The sequence below is a fragment of the Bradyrhizobium sp. UFLA01-814 genome, assembly GCF_046718885.1.
GTDB classification, from domain to species: domain Bacteria; phylum Pseudomonadota; class Alphaproteobacteria; order Rhizobiales; family Xanthobacteraceae; genus Bradyrhizobium; species Bradyrhizobium elkanii.
In genome coordinates, this window is sequence record NZ_JAQOSR010000090.1 from 22,949 (window position 1) to 36,090 (window position 13,142).

The 13,142-nt window shown below is 65.3% G+C and carries 11 protein-coding genes; 7 read left to right on the forward strand and 4 right to left on the reverse strand.

The genetic code is table 11. The annotated features are described in order from the left end of the window. Window positions 1–6: 6 nt before the first annotated feature. On the reverse strand, window positions 7–1,233 hold the full coding sequence (locus tag PMN64_RS25230) for an aminotransferase class I/II-fold pyridoxal phosphate-dependent enzyme (RefSeq protein WP_304497991.1): 1,227 nt from the start codon (window positions 1,231–1,233) through the stop codon (window positions 7–9). Between the two features lie 180 nt (window positions 1,234–1,413). On the opposite strand from PMN64_RS25230, the gene PMN64_RS25235 reads away from it, so the two are divergent. After that, window positions 1,414–1,887 carry an NUDIX hydrolase gene (locus tag PMN64_RS25235; protein ID WP_304497992.1) on the forward strand — a complete coding sequence of 158 codons (474 nt, stop codon included), beginning with the start codon at window positions 1,414–1,416 and terminating at the stop codon, window positions 1,885–1,887. Window positions 1,888–2,155: 268 nt separating this feature from the next. Here PMN64_RS25235 and PMN64_RS25240 read toward each other — a convergent pair whose 3' ends face one another. The 3 genes from PMN64_RS25240 to PMN64_RS25250 form a co-directional block, all read right to left on the reverse strand. Further along, window positions 2,156–2,560: a GFA family protein gene (locus PMN64_RS25240; RefSeq protein ID WP_016841439.1), complete on the reverse strand. Its 405-nt coding sequence runs from the start codon at window positions 2,558–2,560 to the stop codon at window positions 2,156–2,158. A gap of 230 nt (window positions 2,561–2,790) precedes the next feature. Then, a complete protein-coding gene (locus PMN64_RS25245; protein ID WP_092081240.1) occupies window positions 2,791–4,239 on the reverse strand; it encodes an ammonium transporter in 1,449 nt (482 codons plus the stop codon). Between the two features lie 40 nt (window positions 4,240–4,279). Then, the gene (locus tag PMN64_RS25250) at window positions 4,280–4,618 is read right to left on the reverse strand and encodes a P-II family nitrogen regulator (protein ID WP_026192063.1); all 339 of its coding nucleotides are present in this window, start codon (window positions 4,616–4,618) and stop codon (window positions 4,280–4,282) included. 687 nt (window positions 4,619–5,305) lie between these two features. On the opposite strand from PMN64_RS25250, the gene PMN64_RS25255 reads away from it, so the two are divergent. From PMN64_RS25255 to PMN64_RS25280, 6 genes are read left to right on the forward strand one after another with little or no spacing between them, the layout of a single operon-like run. Further along, window positions 5,306–5,551 carry an acyl carrier protein gene (locus PMN64_RS25255; RefSeq protein ID WP_411782569.1) on the forward strand — a complete coding sequence of 82 codons (246 nt, stop codon included), beginning with the start codon at window positions 5,306–5,308 and terminating at the stop codon, window positions 5,549–5,551. A 4-nt stretch (window positions 5,552–5,555) separates the two neighbouring features. Next, a complete protein-coding gene (locus tag PMN64_RS25260) occupies window positions 5,556–6,758 on the forward strand; it encodes an acyl-CoA dehydrogenase family protein (protein WP_411782570.1) in 1,203 nt (400 codons plus the stop codon). Window position 6,759: 1 nt separating this feature from the next. Continuing rightward, on the forward strand, window positions 6,760–7,683 hold the full coding sequence (locus PMN64_RS25265; RefSeq protein ID WP_411782571.1) for an amino acid--[acyl-carrier-protein] ligase: 924 nt from the start codon (window positions 6,760–6,762) through the stop codon (window positions 7,681–7,683). A 15-nt stretch (window positions 7,684–7,698) separates the two neighbouring features. Continuing rightward, window positions 7,699–8,697: a DUF1839 family protein gene (locus PMN64_RS25270; RefSeq protein WP_411782572.1), complete on the forward strand. Its 999-nt coding sequence runs from the start codon at window positions 7,699–7,701 to the stop codon at window positions 8,695–8,697. Between the two features lie 46 nt (window positions 8,698–8,743). Next, window positions 8,744–11,254 carry a glycoside hydrolase family 2 protein gene (locus PMN64_RS25275; protein WP_411782573.1) on the forward strand — a complete coding sequence of 837 codons (2,511 nt, stop codon included), beginning with the start codon at window positions 8,744–8,746 and terminating at the stop codon, window positions 11,252–11,254. Beyond that, a complete protein-coding gene (locus tag PMN64_RS25280; RefSeq protein ID WP_411782574.1) occupies window positions 11,251–13,053 on the forward strand; it encodes an alpha/beta fold hydrolase in 1,803 nt (600 codons plus the stop codon). The genes PMN64_RS25275 and PMN64_RS25280 overlap by 4 nt, the downstream gene beginning before the upstream one ends. Window positions 13,054–13,142: the final 89 nt, after the last annotated feature.

A 13,142-nucleotide genomic window follows, 5' to 3' on the forward strand; every position in this document is an offset into this window, starting at 1 on the left:
TCGCGATTAACCCAGGGTTTCGACCAGGCGATGCATCGCCTCGGCCGTCGATTCACTGTCGGAGACGAGCGCAAGGCGGATATAGCCCGCGCCCGGATTGGAACCGTCGTTCTGCTGGCGCGCCAGATAGCTGCCGGGAATCACGCGCACGCCGGCGTCGCGATAGAGCCTGACCGCCGCCGCCTCGTCGCCGCCGCGCCCGGAGACGTCGAGCCAGACGCAGAAGCCGCCGGCGGGACGCTTGTAGCCGTAGCGGTTGCCGAGGATCTGGTCGGCGAAATCGAACTTGATGCGATAGAGCCTGCGGTTCTCCTCGACATGCGCCTCGTCGCTATAGGCGGCGACCGCGACATGCTGCAGCGGCACCGGCACCTGCGGCGCGGCGACATTGCGCAGCTCGTGGAATGCGGCCAGAAACTTCCTGTCGCCCGCGGCGAAGCCGACGCGCATGCCCGGCAGGTTCGAGCGCTTCGACAGCGACTGGAACGCCACCACATTGCTGAAGTCGGGACCGGCGCATTCGAGAATGCTGCCCGGCGCCTCGCGGGTGTAGATCTCCGAGTAGCACTCGTCGCTCAGGATGATGAAGCCGAAGCGATCGGCGAGCTCTTTCAGCCGCGTGAAATAAGCGCGCGAGGCGACCGAGCCCTGCGGATTGGCGGGCGAGGCGATGAAGAACGCGACGGTACGCGCCAGCGTCGCTTCGTCGATCGAATCAAGGTCGGGCAGGAAGCCGTTGCCGAGCGTGGTCGGCAGGTAGATCTGCTCGCAGCCGGCCGCGCGGGCGCCGGCGCCATAGGCCGGATAGAACGGGTTCGGCATCAGGATCGCCGGCCGGCCCTTGCGTGGCGCGACATAGCGCGAGGCTGAGATCGCGGCAAAGAACAGCCCTTCGCGGCTGCCGTTCAGCACCATCACCTCGCTCTCCGGATCGACCGGCCGCGGCAATTGGAACCGGCTCGACAGCCAGGTCGCGACGGCGCGGCGGAACGGCTCGATCCCCTTCGCGATCGGGTACCGGCCGAATTCGGCGGTATGTTTTGCCAGCACTGGCCCGACGAAATCGGGCACCGGGTGCTGCGGCTCGCCTAATGACAGCGTAATCAAGGGCTTGGCAGGCTGATAGGGCGCCAGCAGCTCGGTCGTGCGCAAGAAAGGGGAACGCTCGGCCTGGCCGGCGGATGCGACATCGCCGGCGCCCTGCGCCAAGCCGGATGAGGCGGTCATTGCCATGATTGAAATGCCAGCACTTTCACTGCGGTCGGAGGGTAGGGGGCGCCGACCGTAAACCGATCAAGTCACCATAGATAGGGCGAGGTTAAGACGCGATTAACCATCGGCGGCGCGGCACGATCGGCCGGCGCGTGATATCAGCGCTCACGCCAGAAAGCCGTATCGAAATTGCTCCGAGACATGATCCACCGCCGCGCCGTCCGGGCGCTCATCATCACCGGCGAGCGCGAAGTCCTGCTGATGCGGATTCGCCCGCCGCACGGCGGCGACTGCTTCTGGATCGCGCCGGGCGGCGGCGTCGAGGGTGACGAGACGGCGGAAGCGACCCTGCAGCGGGAACTGGCGGAGGAATTGGGGCTGGTCGATTTCGCCCACGGCCCCGCCGTCTGGCGGCGTCATCACACCTTCAACTGGGGCGGCCGGCGGATCTCTCAAAAGGAAGAGTACCGGATCGTGCGCGCCGATCGCTTCGCGCCCGTGATGGCCGACGAGGCCGAGGCAAAGGTGCTCGATTGCTTCCGCTGGTGGCCGATCGCCGATCTGTCCAGCGCGAGTGAGCGCCTGACGCCGCTGTCGCTCGCCGACATCCTCGATCGCTATTTGCGCGACGGCGCACTGAGCGAGCTGCCGGACGAGGAAGTTTTGATCGACTGACGAGGCGCGATGGCATGACCCACAACTCGTCATGCCCGGGCTTGACCCGGGCATCCATCAATCCAGCAGCATCGTAGCCCGGATGAAGCGAAGCGAAATCCGGGGCCGCTTCGTCCGTGGATAGGCCAGACCCGGATTGCGCTGCGCTCCATCCGGGCTACGCACGCTAGGCCAGAGTCTTGCGAAGCGGGATGGATGGCCGGGTCAAGCCCGGCCATGACGATTCCAACTTGCCGCTCCATCCGGACTACGACCCGATGCGGGGCGACTACCGCGCCGGCAGCTTCTCGAACGACGGCTTGCCTTCGGGCAGATGGTGGAAGGTCTGCTTGTCGCAGGTGTAGATCGTCATCTGCGGGGTGAACACCGAGGGGTCATCGAAGGTGCCGACCTTCAGGATGGTGGCGGGCAGGCCCGGCACCTTGGTCACGAGATGCGTGCCGCATTCCGGGCAGAACTCGCGCGTCACGGCGCGGTCGAGATCCTTGCGGGTGAACTGCTTGGGCTCGCTGGCGGTGTATTTGAAGCCGGTGGTCGGCATCGCCATGAACATGTTCGGTCCGCCGCCCGTGATGTACTGGCATTCGCGGCACAGGCACTGCGCCGCCATCATCGGCTCGCCCTCGGCCTCATAGCGCACGTTGCCGCAATAGCACCTGCCCTGCACCTTCATGACATCCTCCCGATTTCGTTGTTTGTAGCCTGCCATTCCACAATGGCAGGCAATTCCGACAATATTTTCTCAAGCCGCAGAAAAAAGAAAGGGGCCCCAGCTTGCGCTGGAGCCCCTCAACGGCCCGAACATTGCCGGGTATGTGTCCGGACCGTAGTTCTGGGAACGACCGCTTGGGGAGGTCGCGCCCCGGGAGAACCCAAATTGACGGCCCTCAAGGGCCGCTAATTTCACATGTTGTAGGCGCGCTCCGTGTGCTCGGTGATGTCGAGGCCTTCGCGCTCGGTCTCGACGTTGGCGCGCAGGCCGACGATCACGTCGACGATCTTGTAGAGGATCGCCGAACCGATGCCCGACCACACCAGCGTGGTGCAGACGCCCCAAACCTGCGAGATCATCTGAGCCGCGAAGTCATAATCGGCGACCTTCGGCGGGATCGCGGTGTAGTCGATGATGCCTGCACCGCCGAGCGCCGGGTTGACCAGGATGCCGGTGCCGAGCGCGCCGACGATGCCGCCGACGCAGTGAACGCCGAACACGTCGAGCGAGTCGTCATAGCCGAGCGCGTTCTTCACGACCGTGCAGAAGAACAGGCAGACCACGCCGACCACGAGGCCGAGCACGATGGCGCCCATCGGACCGGCATAGCCGGCCGCCGGGGTCACCGCGACGAGGCCCGCGACCGCGCCCGAGAGCGCGCCGAGCAGCGAGGGATGGCCCTTGATGATCCATTCCGCGAACATCCAGGACAGCGCCGCCGCGGCCGTGGCCACGAAGGAGTTGGTCATGGCGAGCGCAGCGCCGCCATTGGCTTCGAGGTTGGAGCCGGCGTTGAAGCCGAACCAGCCGACCCAGAGCAGCGAGGCGCCGATCATGGTCATGGTCAGCGAGTGCGGAGCCATCAGCTCCTTGCCGTAACCGGTCCGCTTGCCGATCAGCAGCGCGCCGACGAGCCCGGCGATACCCGCGTTGATGTGCACGACGGTGCCGCCCGCGAAGTCGATCGCGCCCTTCTTGAAGATCCAGCCGGCATCGGCGTTGATCTCGTCGAGCTTGGCCTGCGCCGCGGTCTTGGCCGCGCCGTCAGCCGCGGCGGCGAGCGCCTTGGCGGCATCCTGGATCGCGTCCGGGCCCGGCCAGTACCAGACCATGTGCGCGATCGGGAAGTAGATCAGGGTGACCCAGAGCGGGATGAACAGCGCGATCGCCGCGAACTTCATGCGTTCGGCGAAGGCGCCGACGATGAGGGCCGGCGTGATCGCCGCGAAGGTCATCTGGAAGCACATATAGATGAGCTCCGAGATGTTGGCGTCGACCGAGAAGGTCGCCGCCTTCGAGTCCGGCGTGACGCCCATCAGGAACGCCTTGGAGAAGCCGCCGATGAAGTCGGAGCCGCCGGTGAAGGCGAGGCTGTAGCCGTAGAGGGCCCAGAGCACGGTGACGAGGCAGACCGTGTAGAAGACCTGCGCCAGCACCGAGAGCATGTTCTTGGAGCGGACCAGGCCGCCATAGAACAGCGCGAGGCCCGGGATGGTCATCAGCAGCACCAGCACCGTCGAGGTCAGCATCCAGGCGTTGTCGCCCTTGTTGACGGTCGGCTCGGCGTAGGCGGCGGTCGCGGCGAACAGGCCGACTGCAAGGGCCGCCAGTCCCGCGCCGTAGGGACGCTTGAACGTCATGTTATTTCACTCCTGAGGTCTTAAGGTTTGAGCGCGAAAGTCAGAGGGCCGCGGCATCGGCCTCGCCGGTGCGGATGCGCACGGCGTGATCGAGGCTGATGACGAAGATCTTGCCGTCGCCGATCTGACCGGTCTTGGCGGCGGAGGTGATGGCGTCGATGGTCTTGTCGACCTGATCGGAATTGACCGCGACCTCGATCTTGATCTTGGGCAGGAAGCTCACGGCATATTCGGCACCGCGATAGATTTCCGTGTGGCCTTTCTGGCGGCCGTAGCCTTTGACTTCCGTCACCGTGAGACCGTGAACGCCAATGGCGGTCAGGGCGTCACGGACCTCTTCGAGCTTGAATGGCTTAATGATCGCCATAACAATTTTCATGAGTCCTATCCCCGCTTGGGCCCGGTGCGAATGAACACCGGGAGTTTCGACTGAGGTTCACCACGCGGAGGACATCCACTACGCGGGCACAGCCTGGACCCTTAGAATCAAATGCCGTGCCAAACGGCCGGAGTTCGCTAATGGATTATGAATCCGGACCTTTTCCCGCTTTGCGGGAGGGAGTTGCCCCTGCGCTATTCCGCCGCGCCTAAAATATGGTCAGGCCTGTCTAGAACGCAGGCACGGCCAACTCGGGACACAATTCTGCTCAGTCGCGGTGCAGGGGACGGTACCCAGACACAGCTGCCAGGCTGTCCCGCAGCCTGCGACCACCCTCTCGATCGGGCCGCCGATTCGCGAGCCTGGCGGACGGATTGCGCCGAGGGAATTTTGCCTTTGGGCTTCATCGGCTTGCCTGAATTCCCGCCCGCCGGGACGTGACCTGCGCCGAGATCCGCGAAGACAAGCGAAGCCAGTGGCGGGCATCATCGCCGCGCCGTTCTGCGCGAGGCGGACCAGGGCCGTATGCGGCAAGCGCACCAAGACGGTACAAGTCCCGCACTTTCGGCAGTGTTCGTTACGGAACGTTAGCCGTCTGTCACGGTGCACTTCCAGCGTTAACGCTGCCGATGCTGTCGGTGCGCTATTGGCCGTCCCTATACGTACTTCAATGACAGGTGGGCCATCATGATTGATCGTATCCGCGCGCTGCTCGAGCAGCAGCCGATGATTTCGCTGGATTTCGGCACGATCACCGACGACACGAATCTCTATGACGCAGGGCTGACATCCTTCGCCACGGTGCAGGTGATGCTGGCGCTTGAGGAAGAGTTCAACATCGAATTTCCCGAAGCGATGCTCACGCGACGGACCTTCTCGTCGCTCTCCAACGTCGCGGACGCCGTTTCACGGCTTACACAGCAGGCGGCGTAACACCATGAGCGTGGTGAGAATGATAGAGCCGGTGCCGGCCTCTGCCGACACGCCGGCCGAGCGCATGCGTCGGGTCGCCAAGATCGCCGCGCAGCAGGTCGATGCGGTAGACCGTGAGGGCCGCTTTCCGGCCGACACCATCGAAGTATTGAAGCGCGAGCGCCTGCTCGGCGTCGCGATCCCCGTCGAGCATGGCGGGGAGGGATTGGGCACGATGGAGATCGCGGATCTCATCGTCCAACTCGCCCAGGCCTGCGGCTCGAGCGCCATGATCTACGCCATGCATCAGATCAAGACGTCGAGCTTTGTCAGCCACGGCGGCGCCAGCGACTGGCATCTGGCCTATATGCGTCGCATTGCGGCTGAGCAGTTGCTGATGGCCTCCGCGACCACGGAAGCCGGCATCGGCGGCAATTTGCGCAATTCGATTTGTGCGGTTGAAGTGGCAGACGGCCGTTTCTCGCTGACCAAGGAAGCGACCGTCATTTCCTACGGCCGCCATGCCGACGCAATTCTCGCCACGGCGCGGCGCGCTCCGGACGCCGCAAGCTCCGATCAGGTGATGGTTGTCATTCCCGCGGACCTGAACCGCACGCTGGAGCGCACCTCCGTATGGGACACGCTCGGAATGCGCGGCACCTGTTCGGACGGTTTCCATCTGGTCGCGCATGGTGACGCGGCGCAGATTTTCCCCAAGCCGTTCTCGGAGATCGCGGCACAGTCGATGCTGGCGGCCTCGCATATCTTCTGGGCGGCGACCTGGTTCGGTATCGCCACCGACGCCTTCAATCGTGCGCAAGCGTTCGTCAAGGCTGCGGCGCGCAAGCAGGCGGATGGAAGTCTCCCGCCGGGCGCGCTACGGCTCGCCGAAGCGGCCGCCCTGCTTCAGGAGATGAAGGGTCATCTCACGGCGGCCATTCACCGCTTCGATGCGGCCAAGGGCAATGACGACGCGCTCTCCTCGATCGGCTTCACCGCCGAGATCAACGCGCTGAAGGTCGCCGCGAGCGAGAAGGCGGGGGCGATCGTGCGGCTCGCCATGCAGATCAACGGCATCGTCGGCTACAAGAACGGCACGCCGTTCAGCGTCGGCAGACACCTGCGCGACGTGAGCTCCGCGCCGGTGATGATTTCGAACGACCGCATTCTTTCCAACACCGCGACGCTCCTGCTGATGAGCCGCTTTGATACCAGCCTGAGAGGTTGAGATGGACGCCAAGACGTTCGATGCCAAGAGCCTGCTCGACACGCTGTTCGACAAGAGCATCCTGTTCAGGACCGGAGTAGACGGGCTTTATGGCCGCTCCGGCGTTTTCGAGGAGGTGATCGAGCGCTTTGAGCGGCTCGTGACGCGCATCGGAGCGCCGGACAAGGCAACCCGCATCCACTTCCCGCCGGGCATGAGTCGCGCCACGCTTGAAGGCAGCGGTTACATGAAGAGTTTCCCGCAGCTTGCGGGCTGCGTGCATTCCTTCATGGGCGGCGAGCGCGAGCATGCGCAGCTTCTCGGCATGATGGCCGCGGGAGAGGACTGGACCGAACTGCAGCAGGCGACGAACGTGGTGCTGACGCCGGCCGCCTGCTACCCGCTCTATCCGACCGTTGCCGCGCGCGGTCCGGTGCCCGACGACGGTGTGCTGTTCGAGCTTTCCTCCTATTGCTTCCGCCACGAGCCTTCCAAGGATCCGGCGCGCATGCAGCTCTTCCGCATGCGCGAATTCGTCCGCATCGGGACGGCCGAGCAGGTGTGCGCCTTCCGCGAAAGCTGGCTGGAGCGCGGCAAGGCGATGATCGAATCACTCGACCTGCCATGCGAAGTTGACCTCGCCAACGATCCGTTCTTCGGCCGCGGCGGCAAGATGATGGCCAACAACCAGCGCGACGAAGGACTCAAGTTCGAGCTGTTGATCCCGGTGACCAGTATCGAGAAACCGACGGCCTGCTTGTCCTTCAACTACCATCGCGACCATTTCGGCCAGACCTGGGGCCTGAAGTTCGCGGATGGCAGCCTGTGCCACTCGGCCTGCGTCGGCTTCGGGCTGGAGCGCGTGGCGCTCGCGCTGTTCCGCCATCACGGCCCTGACGTCGAGGCCTGGCCGGCTTCCGTGCGCGAGACGCTTTGGAGCAACTGATTTGGGGCAACTGAAATGAAGAGCGCCATCGCCGGGCTCGATCCGGCTGCCCACAAGCCGCACGGGTTGCACGATCCGGAGCGGCGATGGCCGCAGACCAACTGCTATGTCGATCTGCTGATCGAGGTGATGCATGCGACCGGGAATGACCCGGTCGCTGCGCTCGGCTTCACCGTCGCGCAGGATTTCGAAGGCGACCAGTTCACGTTCTTCAAATTCCCGACGGCCGACCTGCAGCGATTGGCCGGCCTGGATATCCAGGAACTGTCCGTGTTCGATCGCCTGGAGACGCATGTTCTCAATCAGATCGAGCGCGGGCGGCTGCCGCTGGTCGAGGTCGATGCCTTCCATCTGCCCGACACCAAGGGCATCACCTATCGCACCGGCCATTCCAAGACGACGGTCGGCATCAACGTGCTCGTTCCCGGGCGCCGCCACATGGCCTACTTCCACAACGACGGCTACTTTGCGTTGGACGGCGAGGACTACGACGGCATTTTCGGACAGCGCGACGGCGCGCCGGCCGGCGGCCTGCCGCTGTTTCCCTACGCCGAGTTCGTCAAATTCGACGCCACGCGCCCTTCGCGCGATCCGGTCGGTGCGGCTACCGAGATCCTCGCGCAGCATCTGCGGCGGAGGCCGAAGCGCAATCCGCTCGACGCTTACGCGGCCGTGTTCGGCCACCATGCCGAGGTGCTGGCCGGCCGGTCACCGGAGTATTTTCACGTCTACGCCTTCAACACGTTGCGGCAGGTGGGCGCCAATTTCGAACTCCTCTCCAGTCATCTGGAATGGCTGGGACGGCACGGCGAGACCAGTCTCGCTGAGGCGATCGAAGCCGCCGCGGCGATCGCCGAGGGCGCCAAGGTCATGCAATTCAAGCTCGCCCGCGCCATGGCCCGGCATCGGTTCGATGGGCTCGCGGACGGCATCGGGCCGATGGCCAAGGCCTGGCAAACGGTGATGGACGCGCTGGACGGTCGTATGACGGATCTCGCCAGTAAGGCAGCATAGGACTGGCTTGCCGGTCATGGGAATGCGTGTGTGCACGGACACTTTTGTGTCGACGACCGAGACGGCCGAGCTCCTGGACAGCGGCTGGCGCATGGTCGTCTCGCCGGCCGGCGCGTGGGCGTCTCCGGCGGCGATCGACGGCAGTGCCGAATGGCTGGAGGCGGCGTGCCCCGGCACAGCCGCAGCTGCGCTGGAAGGGCTTGGCCGCTGGGACCGCAACCATCCCGCTCCGCTGCACGACCAGGACGTCTGGTATCGTCGCCGGCTCGATGCCGCTGGACCCGTCCGTCTTGTATTTGACGGCTTGGCGACGGTCGCGGAGGTCTGGCTCGACGATCGCCTCGTGCTGTCCTCGACCTCGATGTTCGAGCGCCATGATGTGGCTCTGACGCTTGCCGGCGGCGAGCAACTGGTCATCGCATTCCGCAGCCTCGACCGCCATCTGGAAACCCTGACTGGTCCGCGTGCGCGCTGGCGGCCGCGCATGATCGACGATCAGCGGCTGAGGCTCGTGCGGACCACGCTGATCGGCCATATGCCGGGTTGGTCCCCGGGCTTCGACATCGTCGGACCGTGGCGGCCGATCAAGCTGATCCGCGATGCCGATCGTCAAGCCGTGCGCGAAGTGCAGATGCGGGCCGACCTCGCCGGCACGACAGGGCATCTTTCGGTCACGGTCACGCTGGTCGAGCCGTTAGACGGCACGCCGGCCATGATCGCCTGTGCCGGCGTTGTCGCCGCGTTGACGGCCGAGACGGTCACGCGGCTGACGGCAAGACTGGATATCGCGAACGTTGCGCCATGGTGGCCGAACAGCCATGGTGAACCGGCGTTGCACGAGGTCGTCCTGACGCTCGGCCCGATGCGAATTGCACTCGGCCGCGTCGGCTTCCGGCATATCGAGATCGATCATGGCGCCGACGGCCGCGGCTTTCGGCTGGTTGTCAATGGCGTATCCGTCTTTTGCCGGGGCGCGGTGTGGACGCCGTCCGATCCGGTGCGGCTGCCGTCCTCGCGCGCGGAAGTCGCGCGCGACCTCGATCTTGCACGGCGGGCCGGGGTCAACATGCTCAGGGTCGGCGGCACGTTCGTCTATGAGAGCGACGCATTTCACGAGCTTTGCGACGAGATGGGCATCCTGGTCTGGCAGGACCTGATGCTCGCCAATTTCGACTATCCGGCGAAGGACGAAGCCTGGCAGGCGTCGCTCTCGCGCGAGGTCGGGAATCTGCTCGGGCGGCTCAGGCATTCGCCGTCACTCGCCGTTCTGTGCGGCGGCAGCGAGGTGGCGCAGCAGGCGGCGATGATGGGCTTGCCGATGTCGATGGACCCGACGCCCTGGTTCGACAAGGTGGTGCGCCCCATCGCCGAAGCGCAGCGTCCCGACGTGGTGCTTGTGACGTCATCGCCATCCGGCGGCACCCTGCCGTTCACGGCCGATGGCGGGCCGACGCATTATTACGGGGTCGGTGCCTATTGCCGTCCGCTGGATGACGCGCGCCGGGCCGAGGTGCGCTTCGCGAGCGAATGCCTTGCCTTTGCCAATGTGCCTGACAAGGCAACGCTGGATGCGCAACTGCCTGTGCCGCCGGTGCACGATCCGCGCTGGAAGGCGGGTGTGCCGCGCGACGTCGGCGCCTCCTGGGACTTCGAGGATGTGCGCGAGCATTATCTGGAGACGCTTTTTTCCGTCGACGCGCGCCGCCTGCGCATCGAGAATACCAGTCGCTATCTCGAGCTTTCCCGTGCGGTGACGACCGAGGTGGTGGAGCGCACCATCGACGAATGGCGCAGACCCTGTTCGCCGACGGCTGGAGCGCTGCTGTTCTTCTGGCAGGACTTGCGGCCGGGCGCGGGTTGGGGCGTGGTCGATTCGACCGGCAGGCCCAAGCCCGTCTGGCACGGGCTCAGGCGGGCATTTGCCCCGCTGCGGCTGATCCTGAGCGATGAGGGCGTCAACGGGCTGACCGTCCATGCCGTCAACGATACTGCGAAGACCGTCCAGGCGACATTGTCGCTGACCTGTCTGCGGGACGGCGTCACGGCGGTGGTGTCGGCGCGCCGGCCGATCAGCGTGCCGGCGCACGGTGGCCTGTCGCTTTCGGCCTTCTCGGTGCTCGGCGCGTTTTTCGATATCTCCTACGCCTATCGCTTCGGGCCGCCCGGACATGAAGTCACCGTGGCAAGGCTGGAAGACGATGACGGGAAGGTCCTTGCGGAGGCCTTCCATGTGCTGCCGGATGTCATGACCGCGCGGCGCGACGTGGGCCTGACTGTGAGTTTGGTGCGCCGGAAGGACGCGTGGCGGCTGCGGCTCGCCTGCAAACGCGCGGCCTATCACGTCTCCATCCAGGACGATCTGTTCGTTCCAGGGGAGAACAATTTTCATCTGATGCCGGGCACCGAGCGGGAGGTCGGCCTTGACGGTCCGCATGTGGCGACGCCTGGCGGCACGGTGACGGCGCTCAATGCCGATCGCGACATGAGCTACGAGGCGCCCAGAGCAGAAGAATTGGAAGTCGGGCGGACAAATGAGTCCGCCGGGAGCGTGACATGAAACCAGTTGTCTTTGCCGATACCATCGGCTGGCTGAACGAAGCGAAGGGAAGGCGGGGTGTCGTTATTGCCGGCGCGCACGGTCATGAGGATCTGTGCAGTCGCCGATTCCTGAAGCTGTTGTCCGACAAGGCGGCCGCGGCGGGCCTGCCTACCCTGTTGTTTGACTATCCCGGCTGCGGCAACGCGGTCGGCGACCACGCGGCGCCGGGCCAGGTGATGGCCTGGACTGCGAGCATCGGCGCGGCGATCGACCGGTTGAAGCGGGATTGCGGCGTCGAGGATGTCATCCTCGCCGGCTTCCGTCTCGGCGCGCTGCTGGCCCCGCTCGCTGCGGCGGGGCGGGACGACGTGGCAGGCCTTGCGCTGCTCGCGCCACCGGGTTCCGGCAAAACCTATGTGCGCGAAATCACCGCGATGTCGCGCGTGATCGATGGGGCACTCGCCAAGAGCGGCGCAAGCGACGCGACGTTCGCCGAGGGACGCGAAGCCGTCGGCTTCCGGCTTTCGCATGAGACGCTCGCCGATCTGTCGAGACTGGATTGGCGGCGGGCCGTGGCGGCCCTTCCGCCCCTGCCGATGCTTTTGATCGCGAACGGAAAGCCGTTGGCAGTCTCTGAAATCCGCGCTGGCCGGGCTTCGGTCGAAAGCACGACGATCGTGCAGTTCAAGGACTATCATCTGCTCATGTGCGACCCGACCGCGAACCGGATTCCGGCCGACGTTGTCGGTTGCTGGACGGACTGGCTGTCCGATCGGGCCGTCGCCGGCGCGGTTCAGCGCGTCGAATCCTTGCGCGGCCGCGAGATACTGGAGGGGTCGCACTACACGGAAGAGCCGGTTGTGATCGGGCAGGCGTCATCGATCTGTGGCGTGCTGACCCGGCCGCGTGTCAGCCATGCTGCGGCCGATCCGGTCATCTTCCTCAACTCCGGCGGCGTGCCGCATGTCGGCTGGGCGCGTGGCACGGTCGAGGCGGCGCGCGAGCTGGCGGCTGCCGGCGTGGCGTCGCTGCGCATCGACCTGCCGGGCATCGGTCTGAGCGACGATGCTGCGAGCGATCGTCTGTTTCTCTATGATTCCAGCACCCGCCTCGACGTCAGCGCGGCGATCGACTGGATGCAGCGGGCGGGCTTTGCCAAGGTCGAGCTTGTGGGCACATGCTCGGGCGCCTTCCAGGCCCTTCACACTGCGCGCGCGGACCGCCGCGTCCGCGCCCTGACCATGATCAACCCGCTCTGCTTTGCCTGGAACAGTTCCTACGCGCTGGAGCTTACGGCCTGGAAAGCATACGAAACCTCCAAGGCGAATCGCGGAAGCCAGCAGCAGATCGGTCCGGCGGAGGGGCCTGCGATGACGACCAAGTCCGCCTGGAAGCTGTCAGTGTCAGATAGCGCCAGGCGGCTGGTGCGGCGCGGATTGGAAGCCGTCAAGTCGACGTTGTCGGCGACGCATCCGTCAGCCCTGCTTGGTCGTAACCGCGTCGAGCGCTGGATGCGCGAGCTTTGCAGTCGCGACGTACGCGTCCTCATGGTCACCTCGGACGGCGATCTCAGCCTGCAGGAGATCGCACGCCATTTCGGCCAGGACGGCAAACGGCTCACAAGCATCCCTGGCGTGACGCGGCTGACGCTGCCGAACGCCGACCATTCGCTCACGCCTCGTCATGCGCGGCGCACTGTCGTCGCGAGCCTGATCGATCGCCGCGGCGGCAAGCGTGGAGGATCGATCGGTCCCGATGCCGCGCGGGCCATCGCGCCGCACACCGAGCTGAAGCGTAAATCGATGGCGCTGTCATGAAACGGTGCGGCCGCTCTAGTGTCCCGAATCCGAAGTTCGCATCATTCGCCGCACCTTCGGGACGAACTTCGGATTCGATAAGGACACTA